Source organism: Streptomyces sp. NPDC005141, from assembly GCF_053599975.1.
Genome location: NZ_JBSFYW010000068.1, coordinates 15,813 through 35,162, shown reverse-complemented (window position 1 = coordinate 35,162; position 19,350 = coordinate 15,813). Strand labels below are relative to the sequence as shown.

Genomic DNA, 19,350 nt, shown 5'->3' with positions numbered 1-19,350 from the left:
GCCCGGCCAAGCTGTCTCGACAACCTTGCGGCGCCTTCGGTGGTCCCGAAGGACCTGCGGCTCATACGGTACGCCCATCCAGTGAGCGACCGCTTAGTACCTTCAGCAGACGTGACGCTAGAAGCCCTGGCACTCGGTGTCAACGGCACACCGCGCGCGTGTGATCCATTACCTGACCAGCAACTGGAGCAACCGGTCGGCCTCGGCCCGCGGATCGGCGGTCAGGCCGGTGTGCACGGGACCCGGCTGAACCACTGTCGAACGCGGCGCGATCAGCCATCGAAAACGCCGACCGGCGTCGTCGCGCGCCGCTTGACCAGCGGCCTTCCCGCCGGTGCAGACGCCTTCGACCGCGCGCAGCGCGGCCCGGACGCCCACCACGTCCGCGTCCGGGTCGAGCGCGAACAGCTTGTTCTCGTCCAGATGGGTGCGTGCCGCCACGAAGGAGTGGGCACGGCAGTACACCAGCACACCCGCGTTGAAGCACTCGCCGCGCTCGACCCGCGGCACCACGCGCAGCAGCGCGTACTCGAAGACGTCCCGCTCGCTCACTTGTCCCCCTCGACGCCGTCGACGCCCTTGATCCGCCCGTGGATGACGCCGGCGCGCGCCAGGAGCGGCCGCGCGTAGGCGCGCCGCAACGCGTCCGGCGAGTCGAAGCCCGGCTCGTCCGCCAGCCATGCCTCGGGGATCTCGGCGGTGACCTCGGCGAGCAGTTCCTCGGTGACCAGCGGGGCCAGCTCGGCGGCGGCCGAGGCGATGTCCGGGCCGAAGGGCGTGAGCGCGTGGTCGGAGACGTCGTACGGCTTGGCGGCGGAGGCCTCCGCGCCGGGCCAGTGGTGGTGCCAGATCATCGTGGCGCCGTGGTCGATGAGCCACAGGTCGCCGTGCCACATCAGCAGGTTGGGGTTGCGCCAGGACCGGTCGACATTGTTGACCAGGGCGTCGAACCAGACGATCCGGCCGGCCTCCTCGGCGCTCACCTCGAATGCGAGCGGGTCGAAGCCGATGGCGCGCGAGAGGAAGTCCATCCCGAGGTTCGGGCCGCCGCTCGACTTCAGCAGCTCCTGGACCTCCTGGTCCGGTTCGGCGAGCCCCAGGACCGGGTCGAGGCCGATCGTCACCAGGCCGGGCACCCGCAGGCCGAGCCGCCGGGCGAGTCCGCCGCAGACGACCTCAGCGACGAGCGTCTTGCGGCCCTGTCCCGCGCCGGTGAACTTCATGACGTACGTCCCGAGGTCGTCGGCCTCGACGAGTCCCGGCAGCGAGCCGCCCTCACGCAGCGGCGTGATGTAGCGGGTGGCGTTCACTTCCTTGAGCATCGCCCCAGGTTACTGGGGTGGTCCCGCCCGGCGGACGCTGCCCGGGAGCGGCGACCGGGGGCAGCCGGCCGATCGCGGCGGCTCTCCTGTCGAGACGCTGTCGATCCGGTCAAGAAGTCTCCATCCCCTGAACAGCGCACACGGCCGGACCGTACTTCTGAACAGATCCACATCACGTCCGCTGAAGGGAAAGCCAGCATGACCAGCGAATCGCTTCACCCCGCTCCGGCACCGGCGCGGCGCACCGTCGTGGCGGCGGTCGGCGCGGCGGGGCTCGCCGTCGCGCTGAGCGCGTGCGGGGCTGACGACGATGCCTCCGACACCGTGGGCTCCGACAACGGCGCGGCCGGGAACGCGGCCGGCACGGAACTCGCCAAGACCTCCGACATCCCGGAGGGCGGCGGAAAGGTCTTCGCCGACGAGGGCGTCGTGGTGACCCAGCCGACGGCGGGCACCTTCAAGGCCTTCTCGTCCAAGTGCACCCATATGGGCTGTGCGGTCAAGGGCATCTCGAACGGTGTCATCAACTGTCCCTGCCACCACAGCCAGTTCTCCGCCACCGACGGCAGTGTGAAGAAGGGGCCGGCGACGAGCGCGCTGGCCGCCAAGTCCATCACCGTCGAGGGCGGCTCGATCATGCTCGCCTGACCGCCCGCGGCGTCAGGGGCGGCGCCGTTTGAAGCAGGCGAGCACGTCGTCGGTGGTCGTGATCGTGGCGACCAGCGCGAGCGTGTTCCTGATCATGACGGGGGTGTACTCGGAGGGCACCCCCGCGATGGCGTCCGCGGGCACGACGACGGTGTAGCCGCGGTTGACCGCGTCGAACACGGCGTTGGGGATGGCGATGTTGGCCGAGACTCCGGTCACGACGAGGGTGCGGCAGCCCAGGTTGCGCAGCAGCGGGTCGACGTCGGTGCCCGCGATCGGCGACAGACCGTGCAGCCGGCGTACGACGAAGTCCTCCTCGGCGACCTCGATGGGCGGCGCGATCCGTACCGCCGTGGACCCGGTCAGCTGCTGCACGGGCAGCCGCTCGGCGGCGCGGAACAGCCGGGCGTTGCTGTTCGCGCCGCGGCCGTCGGGGCGGCGCTCGGCGACCGCGTGGATCACCTGCACCCCGCTCTCGTGCGCGGCGTCGACCAGCCGGGCGACCCGGGTGAGCGCTCCGGACGACCGTGCCTCCTTGGCGAGTTCGGGTAGCGCGCTGTCGAGGCCCACGACACCCTGTTGGCATTCCACGGTGAGCAGCACCGTGCCGACGGGGTCGAGGAGTTCACTGAGGTGCTCGAACGACGGCATGGCTCTCCTTGTCGTCGCGGGTCGGGGCGGGCGAGCGTAACGACCATTGCGTGAGGACGGAAGACGCCTCATGCTTTTCTGACGGAACGTCAGAAACTTCGGCCGGCCCGGGGCGGGCCGCCGGCGGAGCTCGGCACGGACAGGGCCGACACACAGAAGAAGAGGGGACCGTATGGCCGTCACTCAGCGCAGAGGCCGGAAGATCATGATGACTCCCGGTGAACTGGACGAGTTCCTCACCACCCAGCGCACCTGCCGTGTCGCTTCCGTGTCGAAGGACGGAGTCCCGCATGTGAGTGCCCTCTGGTTCACCTGGGACGGCACCTCGCTGTGGTTGTACTCGGTGGTGCGCAGCAAGCGCTGGGTGCAGCTGCGGAACGACCCGCGGGTCGCGATCGTGATCGACTCCGGCGAGGAGTACGGGGAGCTGCGGGGCGTCGAGCTGTCCGGCACGGTGGAGTTCGTGGGCGAGTTCCCGCGCACCGGGGAGCTGTGCGCCGAACTCGACGTCCCGGAGACGCTGTTCGCCCGCAAGAACTTCGGCCTGGAGGAGATGCCGCACGACGGCCGGCACGCCTGGATGCGGCTGACACCGGACGCGATCGCCTCGTGGGACTTCCGCAAGCTCCCTCCGATGTAGCCGGACCGCCCTTCAACGGGGCCTACTTGACGGCCTCACCGGCTCTGCGCAAGGCGTCCACCGCCGCCCTGATCGAGGGTCGGCGGTCGGCGTCGGCCCGCCACACGACGTACACATGGCGGCGCACGCGCTGACGCACCGGCACCGTGACGACCCCCTCGGGCATCGGATGGCGCCCGAGGAGCGGGGCCACGCAAACGCCGAGGCCGGCGGCGACCAGCCCGAGCTGGGTGTGTGTCTCCGCCGCACGGTGCGCGATGCGCGGTTCGACGCCCTTGGAGCGCAGCGTGAACATCAGCCACTCGTGGCAGAACTCGCCCTCGGCCCAGGTGATCCACTCGTCGTCGGCGAAGTCCCCGAGGTCCACCTCGTCGCGACCCGCGAGCCGATGGCCGACAGGCATGGCCACATCGGCCGGGTCGTCGAGGATCGACGCCTTCACCAGGCCGTCGGGCAGCGGCATCGGCTTGTTGTGCCAGTCGAGTACGACCGCCAGGTCCAGGTCCCCGCGCACCACCCCCGCGACCCCGGCCTCCGGTTCCAGCTCGCTGGAGCGCACGCGCAGCCCGGGGTGGTCGGCGCGCAGCCCGGCGAGCGCCGCCGGGAACAGTCCGCGCGCCGCGGTCGGAAACGCGGACAGCCGCAGCTCACCGACCACCTGACCGCGCTGCGCCTCCAGGTCGGACTGCGCGAGTTCGACCTGGGACAGGATGCGCGCCGCGTGCTCGGCGAGCAGCCGCCCGGCGTCGGTCAGGCGCACCCCCCGGCCGTTCTTGGCGAGCAGCTGCTGCCCCACCTCGCGCTCCAGCTTCGCCATCTGCTGGGAGACGGCCGAGGTGGTCACGTGCAGCCCCTCGGCCGCGCCGCTCACCGAGCCGTGCCGGGCGAGGGCGTCGAGGGTGCGCAGGCGCTCAAGATTCAACATATAAGCAATGCTACGAGATACCGCTTGAGAATTCTCGCTTGTGCTACGAGATCGTTCTGCTTCATTGTTGGCCCCATGAGCACCGTCGCCACCCCTCGATCCGTCACTCCGACCGGCGTCGCACCCCGCCGCCGCACCGCCCTCGACTGGCGGATCCGCTTCGGCGTCCTCTCGCTGATCTGGGGCTTCAGCTTTCTGCTCATCAAGGTCGGCACGGAGGGCTACGCGCCGTTCCAGGTCACCTTCGGGCGGTTGCTGTTCGGGACCGCGGTGCTCGCGGCGGCGATGGCGGTGAAGCGGGAGCGGCTGCCGCGCGGGGCACGGACGTGGGGACACCTCACGGTCGCGGCCCTCCTGCTGAACGCGCTGCCGTTCTCCCTCTTCGCCTACTCCGAGCTGACCATCCCCTCGACGCTCGCGGGCATCTGCAACGCGACGTCGCCGCTGTGGGGCATGGCCCTCTCCCTGGTCGCCCTCTCCGAGGACCGGCCGACCCGGCGCAGAGTCGCCGGTCTCGGCATCGGCTTCCTCGGCGTCCTGACGGTCCTCGGTGTCTGGCAGGGTTTCCACGGCCTGGACGCCACGGGCACGGCGATGGCCCTGCTGGCCTCGCTCAGCTATCCGATCGGGTGGATATACGTCCGCCGGACGCTGGCCGGCACGGGCCACTCGCATCTGTCGATGACCGGCGCCCAGCTGCTTCTGGCCACCGCTCAACTGGCCCTCGTCACCCCGCTGTTCACCACGCTTCCGAGCCATTTCGCGGTGGTGCCGCTGCTCGCGGTCGTCGCCCTGGGAGCCCTCGGCACCGGGCTGGCCATGCTCCTCCAGTACGGCATCGTCGCCGAGGTCGGCCCGACGACGGCCCAGATGGTCACGTACTTCATCCCGGTGATCGCCACCGCGGCCGGTGTCGCGATCCTCGGCGAGTCGCTGGCCTGGTCGACGCCGGTCGGCGCGGTGATCGTCCTGGCGGGCGCGGCCCTCACCCAGGCGAAACCGCGCCGCTGACGCCCGCGGTGCCGACCGCCGGGGCCGGGAGAACCCGCCCGGCCGGACCCGACGGCGCCGGCGCCACAGACGTAACGGCGGGCGCGCCGGCACCTCAGACGTAACGGCGGGCGGGTGCCGGGCCCATGGCGGACGCGACGGCGTCCGCGAGCGGCTCGATCTCCTCGGACCGAAGCGTCGAGACGGTGATCCGGATACCCGGCGGCGAACCCATCCGGAAGCGGGCCCCGGGCGCGACCGCCCAGCCCGCGTGCAGCAGCCGGGCGGCCGCCCCGGTCTCGTCCGGGACGGGGATCCAGACGTTCATCCCGCTGCGCCCGTGCGCCTCGACGCCGCGCGCCTTCAGGGCGTCGATCAGCGCGTCGCGGCGCCGCCCGTACGAGGCCGCCACGGCCCCGACGTCGACCGTCCCGGACGTCCACAGGTGGACCACGGCCTTCTGCAGCAGGCGGCTCACCCAGCCGGGCCCGAGCCGCTGCCGCCCGTGCACGCGGTCGACGGTGACGGGGTCGCCGGTGAGCACGGCGAGCCGCAGGTCGGGCCCGTACGCCTTGGCGACGGAGCGCACGAAGGCCCAGCTTCGCGTGACCCCGGCGAGGGAGTGCAGGGGCAGGTCGACGATCCGGTGGCCGTGGTCGTCCTCGATGAGCAGCGTCTCCGGGTGCTCCCCGAGCACGGAACGCAGGGCACGCGCGCGCGGGGCGGTGATCGCGGCGCCGGTGGGATTCTGCGCCCGGTCCGTGACGATCAGAGCCCGCGCCCCGGCGGTCAGCGCACGTCGTACGTCGTCGGGAAGCGGACCCTCGTCGTCGACGCCGACACCGACCGTGCGCAGCCCGAGCGCCGGCGCGAGGTCGAGCAGGCTGCCCCAGCCGGGATCCTCGACGGCCACCGCGTCGCCGGGCTTGAGATGGGCCATCAGCACGCGCTCGATGGCGTCGAGCGATCCAGAGGTGACGACCACGGGCCCCGCCGGCACCCCGTCCGCGTCGAGACCGGAGCGCGCGAGTCGCCCCAGCTCCGGTTCGACGGCGTCCTCCCCGTATTGCACGGGATGACGGTCGGACTGCCGGGCCGCCGCCGCGAAGGCCTCGGCGAGGGCGGGCAGCAGGGCGGGGTCGGGATTGCCGTCGGCCACGTCCCGCACACCCTCGGGGACGTCGACGCGAAGGTATTCGCGCCCCGTGGTGGCCGGCTTCGAGCGCACCCGGCTGCCCCGCCGTCCGGCGGTCTCGATCACCCCGCGCTCGCGCAGCGTGCGATAGGCGGCCGCGACCGTATTCGCGTTCACCCCGAGCTCTTCGGCCAACTCCCGCATCGGCGGCAGCGTTTGACCCGGCTCCAGCTCACCCGACCCCACCGCCCGCTCGACGCTGGCGGCAATGTCGGCTGCGCGACGCCCTTCGATCCGATACTCTCCTAGCACAAACAAGATTATGCACTAGTGCAATGGAGAAAGCAATGCCGGAGACGAGCACCCAGCCGAGGACGACGCAGCCCGCTGCCTACACCCCGACCGACCGCACCGTCCCCACCCGCTCCAAGGAACGCGCCGCGTACGACCACGAGCTGGTGCACGCGATACTCGACGAGGGGTACGTCTGCCACCTCGGCTTCGTCCGCGACGGCGCGCCGGTCGTCCTGCCCACGCTGTACGCACGGGTCGGCGAGCGGCTCTACGTGCACGGCTCGACGGGTTCACGCCCGCTGCGGATGACCGGCCAGGCCGATCCCGGGCTGGCCGTCTGCCTGACCGTGACCCACGTCGACGGACTGGTGCTGGCCCGCTCGGCCTTCCACCACTCGATCAACTACCGCTCCGTGGTGGTGCACGGCATCGCCCACCAGGTGACGGACCCCGACGAACGGCGCGTGGCACTGGACGCACTGGTCGACCACGTCGTCCCCGGCCGCTCGGGCGACTCCCGCCCCGCCAACGCCAAGGAACTCGCGGCCACGGCCGTGATCCGCCTGGATCTGGACGAGGTCTCCGCCAAGCTGCGCAGCGGCGGCCCGAACGACGAGCCCGAGGACCTCTCCCTCCCCCACTGGACCGGCGTGCTCCCGCTGACGAAGGGGTACGGCGCCCCGGTCCCGGCGGACGACCTGGCGCCGGGCATCGAAGTGCCCGGCTACCTGACCGCCCTGTGAGCACACGCCCTGTCCGGGGCTGAACCTCTGAGCCCGGGTGCGGGCCCGCACGGTCCCGCACCCGCCCTCGTGGCAGCACACGGGTCCTTGCCGCCCTCAGCCGGCGCCTCGGCCGAGCGTCGGCCCCTGCGCGCACCCGGAGACTCGCAGGAGCACCGGCCCTGCCGGGACTGCACCCGGCGCCCCGGACGGGCACCGGCCCCTCCCGGACCCGGTGCCGTCCGTCCTCACACGAGCGCGGGCTCCTTCGCGGGTGCCGCCCGCCGTTCGGCCCCCGCTGCGCGCGTCTCGGCCACCGCGAGTCCCGCGACCGAGCCGAGCATGAGCAGGGTGCCCGCGAGGGTCGGCAGGGTGAGCCGCTCACCGAGCAGGCCGACGGCGAGCGCCGCCGCGCTGACCGGCTCCAGGAGCATGATCACGGACACGGTCGCGGAACGGACGACGGCGGCGCCGGCGAAGAAGAGGGCGTAGGCCAGCGCCGTGGGGACGGCGGCGATGTACACCAGCAGGGCCAGCACATGGGCAGGTTGCGCGGCATGCGGGAGCAGCCCCTCGGCGAGCCCGAACGGCAGCAGGCAGACGGTGGTGACGGCGAACGTCCACACCGTCGTACCGGACCCGTCGACGCGACCGTCGCGCCCCCACCACCGGGTGAGCAGCGTCATCGCGGAGTACCCGGCCGCGGAGAGGAGCGCGAGCGCGACGCCCCAGGGGCGCACCGTGGCACCTTCGCCGCCCAGGACCAGCACGCCGAGCCCGGTCAGCGCTCCGACGACGGCGAAACTCCCGCCGCGACCGAGCCGCTCCCCCATGGTCAGCCGGGCCCCCAGCGCGATGAGCACGGGCCCGGCGCCCAGCGTGACGACGGTCGCCACCGCGAGGCCGGTCGCCTCGACGGCGGCGAAGTAGGCGGTCTGGAAGACAGCCAGCCCGAGGCCGGTCAGACCGACCCGCAGCGCCTTGCGGCGGAGCGGTTCCCGCACGGCGGGACGGACGGCGGTCCGGCCCGGGCGCAGGCGCACGGCGAGCAGCAGGGCGAGTCCGCCCGCGCAGCGCCAGAAGGAAAGGGCGATCGGTCCCATGTCACTGGCCCGGTAGACCAGCGACGCGGCGGCGCCCGCGGTGCCCCAGGCGGCACCGGCGACGATCAGATAGAGCAGGCCTCGCCCGACGGGCAGGCCGACAGCGGTGTTCGACACGTGTTCTCTCCGCAGATCCGCAGAAGTTCAGGAAGGGACCGCGTCGCAGCCCGCGCCACGGGGGCAGGGGCGTACGGAAAGGTCCTCGGACTTCTTCTGCGGGCAGCGCCGTTCCGCCTGGCACGGGGCCGGGCCGGGATTCCGGTATGCCCGCCTCAGGCGGCCGGAGGCGGAAGAACGAGCGTCGTCGGCATGATCAGCACCTTAGACGGCCGTTCCGTGGGCCGCCAACTCCCTTTCGGCGTCGCCCGGCCCACTCGCGACCGGATCCCGCGAGGGCTTCGCCGGGGCCGACGACTGCGCGATGAACGCGCCGAGCAGGACCACCGCGCCGCCGACGATCTGCGGCGCCGAGAGGTGCTCGCCCAGGAGCACCCAGGCCAGAACGGTGGCGATCACCGCTTCGAGACACGCCACGACGCCCGCGACCTGCGGGGAGAGCCTGCGCACGGACAGAACGCCGGTGGCGTACGCGACGACGGTCGCGATGAACACGATCCAGCCGAGGAGCAGCGAGGCGAGCACGGACGTCCCGCTCATGTCCGCGCTGCCGCCGAGGACGGACCAGTCCATCGTCCAGGGGCGTGCGACCACGGTCAGTACGAGGGTGCCGACGAGCAGCCCGTACGCGATCACGCCCAGCGGGTCGGGTGCCTCGTCCCCCGCGTCGCTGCCCTGGTCGGACAGCACGAAGTAGCCGACCTGGCAGCAGGCGGCGCCCAGCGCGAGCAGGAGTCCGACGAGGTCGAAGCTCAGGCCCGACCACACCTCCACCACGCAGGCGAGTCCGCCGACGGCGAGGACGACACCGAGGGCCGCGGCGCGCGTCACCGGCCGGCGCTGCACGAAGCGCACCCAGCCGAGCACCAGCGCGGGGGCGAGGTACTCCACGAGCAGGGCGACACCGACGGGGATGCGGGAGATCGCGGCGAAGTAGAAGGCCTGGACCCCGGCCACGCCGAGCAGTCCGAACCCGGCGAGCAGCGCGGGGCGCCGCTTGACCAGCGCCCGGTGCCGTACGGCAAGCGGCAGCATGACGAGGGCGGCGCCCGCGACCCGCAACCACACCACGTGGAGCGGGTCGAGCCCGGCCTCGATCAGCGGCTTGGCCGCGACACCCGAACCACCGAAGGCGACCGCCGACACGAGCGCCAGGCTCAGGCCGACGCCCCTTCCGCGGTTCCCCTGACTCCCCTGAGACGTATGCACGGCCACATGATGACAGGCGACGACATGACCGTCACCCCCGATGACACCTGTCTCAACGGCTGGACTCCGGCCCCGGTCCCGCCGACGACCGCCCGGGCCTCACCCGCGGACACGTGGAACCGGCCGGCGAGCCCCGCCTCCACGCCCACCTGTGCGCCCGCCGGGACCTCACCGGCCCCCGTCGCCCCGGCCCACACGCTCCTCGCAGCCGCTCTCGATCCGCTCCAGCAGCCGCGGGAGATCGGCCCCCGCATGCCCGAGGACCTCGACGGCCCGCGACCGGCGGTCGGCGACGAGTGCCGCGAGCAGGTCGAGACCGCGGGCCTGCTCGTCGCCCCGCAGAACAGCCCGCCCGTACGCCGCCTCCATGGCACCCGCCGCCACCGGGGACCAGCCCGCGTCGGCCGCCACCGGTCCGGCACCGAAGTCCTCGACGGTGCTCTGCCAGCGCAGTCCGTATCCGATGCTGCGCTGCACGAGGTAGCCGAGGAGCCGGGCGACCTGCGCCCCGCCGTCGAAGACGGCGCGCACCTCGGGGTCGGACTCCAGCAGCGAGTGCAGCAGATGGGCCGTGTCGATCTGCCGGTCCCCGTCCCGCAGCGCTCTTCTGCGCGCGCCGGAGACCACCGGGGCCAGCTCCGCGCCGAGTCCGGCCTCGATGTCGGGGTGGTTCCGGCCGCTCGCGCGGGCGGACTGGCGGGGGATACGGGACGACACAACCCCTACCTCATCAGCCTCGGGGAGCCGGGTCATCCGCGGCGGGCAGCATCTTCACGTCCCACGCAGGTTGGGCAACCCTGTGCTGGTTCTCCTCCTTACGGATGACTTCGCGCCGATTTCCCCCCAGGGGCGCGCGCCGCCTTGGCTCGCGCCCGGGGACGGCCCGGCCGCACCGAGGCTCATCCCTCGGGGCCCTCCACAATTTCTGACGGTTCATCAGTATTGAATGTTCCACGACCTGCGACTACGTTCCGCGACACCGTAGCTGCGCCGGGCGCAGCGCCCGACACGAAGGGGTGGTCGCATGGCCGAAGTCAGCGCGGAAGCACGTATCGAGGCGCCCGCCGAGAAGATCTGGGCCCAGCTCACCGACTGGTCCGCGTACGGCGAGTGGAACGCGACGCACACCAACTTCCCGAAGGGCGGCCCGGAGAAGCTCGAAGTGGGCGGCACCTTCGCGGAGAACATGAAGCTCATGGGATTCCCGGCCGAGGTCACCTGGACCATCGACGAACTGGAGTCCGGCCGCACGCTGGCCATCCGCGGCAAGGGCCCGATGTCGGTCACCGTCTCCACGCGCTACACGCTCACCCCCGACGGCGACGCCACATCCGTGCGCATAGACGGGGAGTTCACGGGTGCGGCCGTCTCGTTGATGGCCGGCAAGCTCAAGGACTCGGCGACCGCCGCCCTCGACGAGTCGCTGCGCAAACTGGCCGGGCTGGTGGCCTGAGCCTCGGACGGCCGCGCGTCGCCCGAAGCGGCGCCCGGCGCGCCATACGCGGAAAGGCGCCCCGCGGAAACACTTCCACGGGGCGCCGGCAGATACCACAGCACGCCGTCAGTCCTCGTCGGCGAGGATCAGGTACAGCTTCTTGCGGGCGTCGTTGATGACCGCCAGCGCCTTGTCGCGCTGGCCCTTGCTGCCGGTCTTCCAGACCTGGCCGAAGGCCTCCATGAGGCCGAACCCGGCCTGCCGGATCTCGTGCAGCGTCTCCCAGTCGACCCCGCGCCCGGCTTCTTCCCAGGGCGCGTCGGGGCCCTCGTCTGCCGCGCTGCGGCCGGACTCGGTGAGGGCGAACAGCTTCTTGCCGCCCTCGGCCTCACTGGCGATCAGGCCCTCGTCCTCGAGCAGCTGAAGGGTCGGGTACACCGAACCCGGGCTGGGCTTCCATGCCCCGCCGCTGCGCTCGGCGATCTCCTGGATCATCTCGTAACCATGCATGGGCCGGTCCTTGAGCAGGGCGAGGATCGACGCTCGTACGTCGCCGCGCCGCGCCCTCCCCCGCGGTCCGCCCCGGCCGCCGCGCCCGCCCCAGGGGCCCGGGCCGAAGCCGGGGCCACCACCGGGACCGCCCGGTCCGAAGGGCCCGAAAGCCCCCCGTCGCCCCTCGAAGCCGCCCCGACCCCGAGGGCCGGGTCCGCCGTGATGTCCATGTCCTTGTTCGTATCCGAAGTCTTCTCCACGGGAACGCATCGCAATCACTCCATTCCATCGTTGATCGGTCGCGATGCGTCAACGATATATCGGGACTGTTCTGATGACAACCCCCTGAGAACACCGGCGCCGGCCCGGCCATGCCTCCCTGAGCAAAGTCACGGGCCCAGCGGGACGGCGCTTCGTGTCTCTGCCGGGGCGACCTCGCCGTCCGGTCCGGTTCGGAAACGGGCAAGTCCTGGCGGCGACCCGTCCGACGCACGCGTGCCCGCGTCCCGAGGCGCTCCGACCTCCCGGGACGCGGGCACGACGCCCGGATCGGCCGCCCCCTACCTGGCGAGTCCCGCCGGCTCGTCGAGGCTCGTCAGCTTCCGTGGGTTCCTCACCAGGTAGACCCGGGCGACCTGCCCGTTCTCCACCACGACGCTCAGCGCCGTGGCCAGTTCGCCGTCGATCTCGATCCGGCCCGCGGGCGCGCCGTTGAGCCACACGAGCGTCGTCTCGATCGCGGTCGCTCCCGCCCGGCTCGCGCGGGTGAGCACCGTCGCCACCGGCCCGGCCCCGTGGACCGGAGCGAGCGCGGCGGCCGCGAGCCCGCCACCGTCGGCGATCAGGACCACGTCGGGCGCCATGACCTCCACCAGCTCCTGCAACCGCCCCGTGCGCAACGCCGCCAGGAACCGCTCCACCACGGCCTGCTGCTCCGACCTGCTCACCCGCATCCGCGGCCGCCGGGCCGCGACGTGCTCGCGCGCCCGCCGCGCGATCTGGCGCACCGCGGCCGCGGACTTCCCGACGGCTTCGGCGATCTCCCCGTACGGCACATCGAAGACCTCACGGAGCACGAAGACCGCCCGCTCCGTCGGGCCGAGGGTTTCCAGCACGGTCAGCACCGCGATCGAGACGCTCTCGGCGAGTTCGACGTCCTCGGCGACATCGGGGCTGGTCAAGAGCGGTTCCGGCAGCCACTCGCCGACGTAGTCCTCGCGGCTGCGCGACAACGACCGCAGCCGGTTGAGGGCTTGCCGGGTGACGACCCGGACGAGGTACGCCCGCGGGTCACGCACCTGTGCCGGGTCGACGTCGGCCCACCGCAGCCAGGACTCCTGCACCACGTCCTCCGCGTCGGCAGCCGAGCCGAGCATCTCGTAGGCGACCGTGAACAGCAGGCTGCGATGGGTCACGAACGGGTTCTCGGTCACGCCGACGACGCCACGGCGGAAGTCCCGGGACGCGCTGCCAGCGGAATCTCGCATGCATCGGAGAAACCCTGCGAGGAGATCCCGTTCGCGTTGTTGTTCCTGGTCGCCATGTTGACGAAGGCGATGTACGCCGTGAGTTCGACCATCGCCGCCGGGCCGAGCCGGTCGAGCAGGCTCGCATGCGTCTCGTCGGTGACGGTCGGCGGCGTGTTCGTCATGGCCTCGGCGTATTCCAGTACGTCCCGCTCCAGCGGCGTGAATACCTCCGACTCCCTCCAGCGCGGCACCTGGCTCGCCTTGGCCAGGTCCAGGTTCTGGTTCTGAGCCTGGAAATAGCCGACGTCGAGGCACCAGCCGCAGCCCACCTGCGCCGCGACTGCCATGTGCGCGAACGACTTGAGGCTCGCGTCGGCCTCGTCCCACTCGGCCAGCCCGGCCGAGAACTCCAGGTTGGACGTGGCGACCTTCGGGCTGTGCCACACCACCTCCACCGGCTCGGGCACGGCACCGAGCTGCGCGATCATGTTTGCGCGGAGCTCGGCGGGGAGTTCGGCCTTCGGAACGCGTATCACCATGGTGTCCTCCTCGGACGTCTGATTCCTCGGCATGAAGACACCGCCGGGCCCATGGATGTGACACCCGGCATCACCACCACGCACGACCCTCGCGCCACCGGTGCCACCCGGCCGCCTTCCCGCCCTCGCCGTCTGTTGCCTCCCCCGCCGCCCTCACCGCCCGCCCGGCCCGACAAGAGTCCAGATCCCCCGGATTGGCCTTGGCCCGCGGCTTCCCGCGACCGCTAGCTTCGGCACATGCGCATTCGTATCGTCGACGCCTTCACCGACCGCCCCTTCTCCGGCAACCCGGCCGGGGTCCTCCTCCTCGATGCCTTCCCGGACGACGCCTGGCTCCAGAACGTGGCCAAGGAGGTCAACCACGCGGAGACGGCGTTCGCGCACCGTCTTCCCGGCGGCGGCGAGGCCGACTGGGCGCTGCGCTGGTTCACCCCCACCACCGAGGTCGCCCTGTGCGGGCACGCGACCCTGGCGGCGGCGCACGTCCTGCGCAGCACGGGCGCCCACCAGGGCCCCGTGCGTTTCGCCACGCGCAGCGGTGTTCTCATCGCCACGCCCGACGCCGACGGCTCGATCACCCTGGACTTCCCGACCGCGCCGCTCACCCCGGTCGAGATCCCCGACGGCGTGGCCGAGGCACTCGGCGCCGAACCGCTCGCCACCCTCGACACCGGCCCGAACACGGGTGACCTGCTGATCGAGGTCGCCGACGAGAAGACGGTCCTCGGTCTCACCCCGGACCACAAGGCGCTCGCCCGCTACTCCGAGCGCGGCATCATCGCGACCGCCCGCGCCGAAGACCCCTCCCGGGGCTACGACTTCGTCTCCCGCTGCTTCTTCCCGAACGTCGGCATCGACGAGGACCCGGTCACCGGCAGCGCCCACACGGCACTCGCCCCGTTCTGGTCCGAGCGCCTCGGCCGCCCCGGTCTCACCGGCCTGCAGGCCTCCCCGCGCTCCGGCCTGGTCCGCGCCGAAGTGCGCGGCGACCGCACCCTCCTGACGGGACACGCGGTCACCGTCATCGAGGGCGAACTGCTCGCCTGACAGCCCTCGGGCCTCGAGCGACCGCACACGAAAGGGGCGTACGAGATGGCCGTACGCCCCTTCGAGATCCGTGAGATCCGGTCCCGCCGCTCGGCTCACGCCGTCGGGAGCCACCCCACCTTGCCCGCGAGCAGCGCGTACCCCACGAAGGCTCCGATGTCGAGCAGCGAGTGCGCGACCACCAGCGGCCCGACCCGGCCCCAACGCCGGTACAGCCAGACGAAGACCACGCCCATCGCCATGTTGCCGACGAACCCGCCGATGCCCTGGTAGAGGTGGTACGAGCCGCGCAGCACCGCACTCGCCATCAGCGCGGTCCCCGGCGTCCAGCCCAACTGCCCGAGCCGGCGCAGCAGATATCCGACGACGATGACCTCCTCCAGCACGGCGTTCTGCACGGCCGAGAGGATCAGCACCGGGAACTTCCACCACACGTCCGGCAACGCCTCGGGCACCACCGTGAGGTTGGCGCCGAACCCGCGTGCCGCCAGGTAGAAGGCGATCCCCGTACTGCCGATCAGCGCCGCGACCACGGCACCACGTCCGAGGTCCGGCCAGGGACGCGTCCGGTCGAAGCCGATCACCCGCATCCCCTGACCCTCGCGCATCAGGAGGTGCGCGACGAGCGCGACCGGCACCAGAGCCGAAGCGATGCCGAAGAGCTGCCAGGCCAGATCGAGCCAGGGACGGCCCGGCGCCGCCGAGGCGTTGAGGGTGGCCGCCTGGTCCTTGAGACCCCCCGGTTTGGTGACCGATCCGACAAAACTGATCAGAGCGGATACTCCGCTCGCGCCGAGCGACAGCGCCAGGACGAGCAGCGTCTCGTCCCGGAGAATCCGTCGTGTCAGCCCCTCCTTCGGATAGGAATCCGCCACCGACCCAGCCTCCACCTGCACTCCCGCCTCCAGTTGGGTATTCCCGCCTCATCCCCATCTTCGCCCCGCTAGGGTCTCGAAAGAAGTTGCGAAGATCGTGCGCGACAGGCCGTCGGGGGGCGGGTGCCGTACGGGGTGTATTTCCCCCTTGCCTGTTCTACGGCTCCACTCACGGCTCAGGCTCACCTGGGAGGGACATCACCGTCATGGGACGTCACAGCTTGCCCGACGCGTACCGGGCGGGCACCGCCGACCCCCGGATCCGCGCACGCCGCCGCAATGTGGCCGTCGCGACGGCGCTCGTCCTCACCGTCGCCGGGGGCACGGCCGCCGCCGTCCGTGGGGGCCTGCTCTCCTTCGACGGCTCCTGCCAGGACGACGCCGTGCACATCGAGGTGGTCGCCTCGCCGGACATCGCCCCCGCGCTCAGGGCCACCGCCGAGGACGCCCGCGAGAAGAACATCACCTCCGACGGCCGCTGTCTCGACGTCAGTGTGACGGCGCGCGAGTCCTACAAGGTCGCCGACGAACTCCGGTCGGGCAAGAAGGCCGACGCGCAGGTGTGGGTCCCGGACTCCGACGTGTGGGTGCAGCGCGTCGCCGAGACCAGCACCGCGACACAGGTCACCGGCGCGGGCAACGTCGCCTCCTCACCGGTCGGCGTCGCCATGGTCCCGTCGGCCGCCAAGGCGCTGGGCTGGCCCCGGAAGACGTACACCTGGACCGAGCTGGCCGGATCGACGACGGCGGACGAAGGGCTCCGGCTGGGCGCGGCCGATCCCGCCCACAGCTCGACGGGGCTGCTCGCGCTCACCCGGCTCAGCGCGGCCGCCGCCCGGCTCAAGGGCGGGGACACCGAGGCTGCCGCCACGGCGAAGACTCTCTCGCGGCACACGTCCGACAGCGACACCCAGGTCCTGGACACTCTGCTGCGCGACCCCTCCGGCACCGGGCAGAGCGATGCCGGGCGCAATCAGGCGCTGATCCTCTCCGAGCAGGCGGCGTTCGCCCACAACGCCTCGCGGAACGCCGGTGACGGCCTCGACCTCTTCTACCCCGAGGACGGCGCGCCGCTGCTCGACTACCCGTACACGCTGGTCGACAATCCACGGCTGAGCACGGACGAGAGCCGTGCGGCCCTGCGGTTCATGACGCTGCTCGGAGAGCCTGCGCCTCGGCAGTTCCTGCGGATGTTCGGTTTCCGTACGGACGCGGAGAACCCGTCGGACACGCTGGTCACCGAGGCCGGCGGAAGCTCTCCTCAGCCGTACGCGCGCGTCCTGACCGGACCGTCGTCGGCGGAGGCCGTGCAGGAGGCCCTCGGCATGTGGACGATCACGGTGGAGAGCGCCCGGATCACCACGGTCGTCGACGCCTCCGCCTCCATGTCCGAGCTGGTGCCGGGCAGCGATCGGTCCCGCATGGAGGTCACGAGGACGGCTCTGCTCCAGGCGCTCGCCACGTTCACTCCCGAGGACGAGGTCGGGTTGTGGAAGTTCTCCACGAAGCTCGACGGCGACAAGGACTACCGCGTGCTCGTGCCGACCGAACGGCTCGGCGACGGCAAGGGCGCCGGCACCCAGCACGCGAAGCTGTCGGCGGCCTTCAGGTCCCTCAAGCCGGTCCCGGACGGGGACACCGGTCTGTACGACACCACACTCGCCGCGTACAAGGCGGCCGTCGCCTCCTACGCGAAGGGCCGGTTCAACGCGCTGATCGTCCTCACGGACGGAGTCAACAAGGACCCGGGCAGCATCTCCCGGTCCGAGCTCGTCGCCGAGCTGCAGAAACTGGCCGACCCGGAACGCCCGGTGCCGCTGATCGCGATCGCGGTGGGTCCCGACACCGACAAGCGGGAGGTCGATCAGATCGCCAAGGCGACCGGCGGCTCCGGCCAGCGGGTCAACGAGCCCTCGCAGATCCACTCGGCGATGCTCAAGGCGATCGTGGCGGCAGGCGCGAACAACCCGATCTGACGGCCACTCCCTCGGCCCCTGGCCGACCCCGCCGGCAGAGCCGCCGGTGCGGTCCGGCTGCCCAGGACGCCGACCCCCGGGCCCGTCCCGGTCCGTCCCGGTGCCGACTCCGGCGTCCCCGCGTCAGCCGGAGCCGCACCGGCACCCCGGCACGACGCCCAGCGTCACGCCAGCGGAACCGGCTCGGGCAGGCCCACCGGCCAGGTGTGCACCGGCTCCCCGAGGTGCATCAGCTCGCCGTACCGCCTCGTCGTGGCGGCGAGCGCGGCATCCCGGCCGAGCCCCTTCTCCAGGGCCCGGTGGAAGGTGGCCGCCTGCCAGGTCGCGCCGTTGGCGCGGAGCCGGCACCGGCCCTCGATCACGCCCAGGTAGAGGTCCCGGTCGGCGGGCTCGACACCCCACGCGTCGAGCCCGGCCGCGGCGAGCGGCAGCAGCTCGTCGCGGATCAGGTTCGCGGCGTCCACCTGCGTGGTCCCGCCGTAACGGCCGCGCCGGGGCCACTCCAGGCGCGCGTCGATGCCGTGCCGGCAGGCCGCGTCGAAGTTGGCGGCGGCCGCCTCGAAGGACAGCCGCGTCCACACCGGTCGCGGCTCCTCGGCGAGCGCGCGGACCAGCCCGTAGTAGAAGGCGGCGTTGGCGATGACGTCGGTGACGGTCGGGCCGGCGGGCAGCACCCGGTTCTCGACGCGCAGATGCGGGACGCCGTCGGCGATGCCGTACACGGGCCGGTTCCAGCGGTACACCGTGCCGTTGTGCAGCACCAGCTCGGCGAGCTTGGGTACACCCCCGGCATCGAGGACACCGAGCGGATCCTCCTCGTCGCAGATGGGCAGCAGCGGCGGGAAGAACCGCAGATTCTCCTCGAAGAGGTCGTAGGCCGAGGTGACCCACCGCTCACCGAACCAGGTGCGCGGTCTGACCCCCTGCGCCTGCAGCTCCGGCGGCCGGGTGTCGGTGGACTGCTGGAAGAGCGGGGGCCTCGACTCCCGCCACAGCTCACGCCCGAACAGGAACGGCGAGTTGGCCCCGACCGCGACCTGCGGGGCGGCGACCGCCTGCGCCGCGTTCCACACATCCGCGAAACGGCCCGGTGTCACCTGGAGATGCAACTGCACCGAGGTGCAGGCGGCCTCGGGCGCGATGGATCCCGACCTGCAGACCAGGCGCTCGATGCCGTCGATGTCGAGCTCGAAATCCTCCCCCCGCGCGGCCACGATCTGGTCGTTGAGCAGGGTGTACCGGTCGACGTCCGAAAGGTTCGACGACACCAGATCGTCCCGGCCGAGCGTCGGAAGGATGCCGATCATCACGATTCCGGCGTCGACCTCGCTCGCTTTCCGGTGGGCATATGCGAGCGAAGTGCGGATCTCCTCGGCGAGCCGGTCGAATACCCGGCCACCCAGACGGTGTGGGGCTATGTTGACTTCCAGGTTGAACATGGCGAGTTCTGTTTGGAAATCGCGGCTCGCAATCCTTTCGAGTACTTGCGCATTCATCATCCTGGGCATGCCGTCGGGGCCCGCGAGATTCAATTCGATCTCCAGACCCATCAGGTTCTTCGGCCGATCGAACCGCTTCTCCTCCAGCAGTCGCTCCAGCCCCGTCAGACACTGCCGGAGCTTGTCGCGATAGCTCTGCCGATCGGACAGGCCGAACGTCCCTGCCACGACCTTCTCCCCCATCGAAGTGTCCCTCCTCGGATGGGCAGGCCGACGCTCCGGCCCTGGCGTCCCGGAGGATGATGCCCAGGCAACGCGATCC

20 protein-coding genes are annotated in these 19,350 nt (G+C 71.7%); 7 read left to right on the top strand and 13 right to left on the bottom strand.

Annotated elements, in window-relative coordinates; translation table 11 throughout:
* Positions 1-168 precede the first annotated feature (168 nt).
* Both ACWD68_RS35245 and ACWD68_RS35240 read right to left on the bottom strand, forming a co-directional pair.
* Positions 169-552 carry a DUF3037 domain-containing protein gene (locus tag ACWD68_RS35245; RefSeq protein WP_451810535.1) on the bottom strand — a complete coding sequence of 128 codons (384 nt, stop codon included), beginning with the start codon at positions 550-552 and terminating at the stop codon, positions 169-171.
* Entirely contained in the window at positions 549-1,322 is a 774-nt protein-coding gene (locus ACWD68_RS35240; RefSeq protein ID WP_451810534.1) for a HipA family kinase, read from the bottom strand. Before ACWD68_RS35240 ends, ACWD68_RS35245 begins: the two co-directional genes overlap by 4 nt.
* 198 nt (positions 1,323-1,520) lie before the next feature.
* On the opposite strand from ACWD68_RS35240, the gene ACWD68_RS35235 reads away from it, so the two are divergent.
* The gene (locus ACWD68_RS35235; RefSeq protein WP_451810533.1) at positions 1,521-1,970 is read left to right on the top strand and encodes a Rieske (2Fe-2S) protein; all 450 of its coding nucleotides are present in this window, start codon (positions 1,521-1,523) and stop codon (positions 1,968-1,970) included.
* A gap of 12 nt (positions 1,971-1,982) precedes the next feature.
* On the opposite strand, the gene ACWD68_RS35230 is transcribed toward ACWD68_RS35235, so the two are convergent.
* The gene (locus ACWD68_RS35230) at positions 1,983-2,621 is read right to left on the bottom strand and encodes a cysteine hydrolase (protein ID WP_451810532.1); all 639 of its coding nucleotides are present in this window, start codon (positions 2,619-2,621) and stop codon (positions 1,983-1,985) included.
* A gap of 172 nt (positions 2,622-2,793) precedes the next feature.
* Here ACWD68_RS35230 and ACWD68_RS35225 point away from each other — a divergent pair, with 172 nt between their 5' ends.
* A complete protein-coding gene (locus ACWD68_RS35225; protein WP_451810531.1) occupies positions 2,794-3,261 on the top strand; it encodes a pyridoxamine 5'-phosphate oxidase family protein in 468 nt (155 codons plus the stop codon).
* A gap of 22 nt (positions 3,262-3,283) precedes the next feature.
* Here ACWD68_RS35225 and ACWD68_RS35220 read toward each other — a convergent pair whose 3' ends face one another.
* Entirely contained in the window at positions 3,284-4,186 is a 903-nt protein-coding gene (locus ACWD68_RS35220) for a LysR family transcriptional regulator (protein WP_451810530.1), read from the bottom strand.
* A gap of 75 nt (positions 4,187-4,261) precedes the next feature.
* On the opposite strand from ACWD68_RS35220, the gene ACWD68_RS35215 reads away from it, so the two are divergent.
* Positions 4,262-5,197 carry a DMT family transporter gene (locus tag ACWD68_RS35215; protein ID WP_451810529.1) on the top strand — a complete coding sequence of 312 codons (936 nt, stop codon included), beginning with the start codon at positions 4,262-4,264 and terminating at the stop codon, positions 5,195-5,197.
* Between the two features lie 94 nt (positions 5,198-5,291).
* Here ACWD68_RS35215 and ACWD68_RS35210 read toward each other — a convergent pair whose 3' ends face one another.
* On the bottom strand, positions 5,292-6,623 hold the full coding sequence (locus ACWD68_RS35210; RefSeq protein WP_451810528.1) for an aminotransferase class I/II-fold pyridoxal phosphate-dependent enzyme: 1,332 nt from the start codon (positions 6,621-6,623) through the stop codon (positions 5,292-5,294).
* A 35-nt stretch (positions 6,624-6,658) separates the two neighbouring features.
* On the opposite strand from ACWD68_RS35210, the gene ACWD68_RS35205 reads away from it, so the two are divergent.
* Positions 6,659-7,348, top strand: a complete 690-nt coding sequence (locus ACWD68_RS35205; protein WP_451810527.1) for a pyridoxamine 5'-phosphate oxidase family protein — start codon at positions 6,659-6,661, stop codon at positions 7,346-7,348.
* Positions 7,349-7,575: 227 nt separating this feature from the next.
* Here ACWD68_RS35205 and ACWD68_RS35200 read toward each other — a convergent pair whose 3' ends face one another.
* The 3 genes from ACWD68_RS35200 to ACWD68_RS35190 form a co-directional block, all read right to left on the bottom strand.
* On the bottom strand, positions 7,576-8,547 hold the full coding sequence (locus ACWD68_RS35200) for a DMT family transporter (protein WP_451810526.1): 972 nt from the start codon (positions 8,545-8,547) through the stop codon (positions 7,576-7,578).
* Positions 8,548-8,751: 204 nt separating this feature from the next.
* Positions 8,752-9,762 carry an EamA family transporter gene (locus tag ACWD68_RS35195; protein WP_451810525.1) on the bottom strand — a complete coding sequence of 337 codons (1,011 nt, stop codon included), beginning with the start codon at positions 9,760-9,762 and terminating at the stop codon, positions 8,752-8,754.
* Between the two features lie 162 nt (positions 9,763-9,924).
* On the bottom strand, positions 9,925-10,473 hold the full coding sequence (locus tag ACWD68_RS35190) for a Clp protease N-terminal domain-containing protein (protein WP_451810524.1): 549 nt from the start codon (positions 10,471-10,473) through the stop codon (positions 9,925-9,927).
* A 307-nt stretch (positions 10,474-10,780) separates the two neighbouring features.
* Between ACWD68_RS35190 and ACWD68_RS35185 the strand changes: the two genes are divergently transcribed.
* The gene (locus ACWD68_RS35185) at positions 10,781-11,209 is read left to right on the top strand and encodes a type II toxin-antitoxin system Rv0910 family toxin (RefSeq protein WP_451810523.1); all 429 of its coding nucleotides are present in this window, start codon (positions 10,781-10,783) and stop codon (positions 11,207-11,209) included.
* 108 nt (positions 11,210-11,317) lie between these two features.
* On the opposite strand, the gene ACWD68_RS35180 is transcribed toward ACWD68_RS35185, so the two are convergent.
* From ACWD68_RS35180 to ACWD68_RS35170, 3 genes are all read right to left on the bottom strand, one after another.
* Positions 11,318-11,953 carry a PadR family transcriptional regulator gene (locus ACWD68_RS35180; protein ID WP_451810522.1) on the bottom strand — a complete coding sequence of 212 codons (636 nt, stop codon included), beginning with the start codon at positions 11,951-11,953 and terminating at the stop codon, positions 11,318-11,320.
* Between the two features lie 290 nt (positions 11,954-12,243).
* Positions 12,244-13,116 carry an RNA polymerase sigma-70 factor gene (locus tag ACWD68_RS35175; protein WP_451810543.1) on the bottom strand — a complete coding sequence of 291 codons (873 nt, stop codon included), beginning with the start codon at positions 13,114-13,116 and terminating at the stop codon, positions 12,244-12,246.
* The gene (locus ACWD68_RS35170; protein WP_451810521.1) at positions 13,113-13,691 is read right to left on the bottom strand and encodes a carboxymuconolactone decarboxylase family protein; all 579 of its coding nucleotides are present in this window, start codon (positions 13,689-13,691) and stop codon (positions 13,113-13,115) included. The genes ACWD68_RS35175 and ACWD68_RS35170 overlap by 4 nt, the downstream gene beginning before the upstream one ends.
* Positions 13,692-13,928: 237 nt before the next feature.
* Between ACWD68_RS35170 and ACWD68_RS35165 the strand changes: the two genes are divergently transcribed.
* The gene (locus ACWD68_RS35165; protein WP_451810520.1) at positions 13,929-14,738 is read left to right on the top strand and encodes a PhzF family phenazine biosynthesis protein; all 810 of its coding nucleotides are present in this window, start codon (positions 13,929-13,931) and stop codon (positions 14,736-14,738) included.
* Positions 14,739-14,833: 95 nt separating this feature from the next.
* Here ACWD68_RS35165 and ACWD68_RS35160 read toward each other — a convergent pair whose 3' ends face one another.
* Positions 14,834-15,634, bottom strand: a complete 801-nt coding sequence (locus ACWD68_RS35160) for a CPBP family intramembrane glutamic endopeptidase (protein WP_451810519.1) — start codon at positions 15,632-15,634, stop codon at positions 14,834-14,836.
* Between the two features lie 185 nt (positions 15,635-15,819).
* Between ACWD68_RS35160 and ACWD68_RS35155 the strand changes: the two genes are divergently transcribed.
* Entirely contained in the window at positions 15,820-17,589 is a 1,770-nt protein-coding gene (locus tag ACWD68_RS35155; protein ID WP_451810518.1) for a substrate-binding and VWA domain-containing protein, read from the top strand.
* Between the two features lie 164 nt (positions 17,590-17,753).
* Here the strand turns inward: ACWD68_RS35155 and ACWD68_RS35150 are convergent, their stop codons facing one another.
* A complete protein-coding gene (locus ACWD68_RS35150) occupies positions 17,754-19,271 on the bottom strand; it encodes a glutamate--cysteine ligase (protein WP_451810517.1) in 1,518 nt (505 codons plus the stop codon).
* Between the last annotated feature and the right edge of the window lie 79 nt (positions 19,272-19,350).

Coding starts and splice junctions, on each gene's coding strand:
- ACWD68_RS35240 (WP_451810534.1), bottom strand. CDS start 1,322: ATGCTCAAGGAAGTGAACGCCACCCGCTACATCACGCCGCTGCGTGAG.
- ACWD68_RS35235 (WP_451810533.1), top strand. CDS start 1,521: ATGACCAGCGAATCGCTTCACCCCGCTCCGGCACCGGCGCGGCGCACC.
- ACWD68_RS35230 (WP_451810532.1), bottom strand. CDS start 2,621: ATGCCGTCGTTCGAGCACCTCAGTGAACTCCTCGACCCCGTCGGCACG.
- ACWD68_RS35225 (WP_451810531.1), top strand. CDS start 2,794: ATGGCCGTCACTCAGCGCAGAGGCCGGAAGATCATGATGACTCCCGGT.
- ACWD68_RS35220 (WP_451810530.1), bottom strand. CDS start 4,186: ATGTTGAATCTTGAGCGCCTGCGCACCCTCGACGCCCTCGCCCGGCAC.
- ACWD68_RS35215 (WP_451810529.1), top strand. CDS start 4,262: ATGAGCACCGTCGCCACCCCTCGATCCGTCACTCCGACCGGCGTCGCA.
- ACWD68_RS35205 (WP_451810527.1), top strand. CDS start 6,659: ATGCCGGAGACGAGCACCCAGCCGAGGACGACGCAGCCCGCTGCCTAC.
- ACWD68_RS35185 (WP_451810523.1), top strand. CDS start 10,781: ATGGCCGAAGTCAGCGCGGAAGCACGTATCGAGGCGCCCGCCGAGAAG.
- ACWD68_RS35180 (WP_451810522.1), bottom strand. CDS start 11,953: ATGCGTTCCCGTGGAGAAGACTTCGGATACGAACAAGGACATGGACAT.
- ACWD68_RS35170 (WP_451810521.1), bottom strand. CDS start 13,691: ATGGTGATACGCGTTCCGAAGGCCGAACTCCCCGCCGAGCTCCGCGCA.
- ACWD68_RS35165 (WP_451810520.1), top strand. CDS start 13,929: ATGCGCATTCGTATCGTCGACGCCTTCACCGACCGCCCCTTCTCCGGC.
- ACWD68_RS35155 (WP_451810518.1), top strand. CDS start 15,820: ATGGGACGTCACAGCTTGCCCGACGCGTACCGGGCGGGCACCGCCGAC.
- ACWD68_RS35150 (WP_451810517.1), bottom strand. CDS start 19,271: ATGGGGGAGAAGGTCGTGGCAGGGACGTTCGGCCTGTCCGATCGGCAG.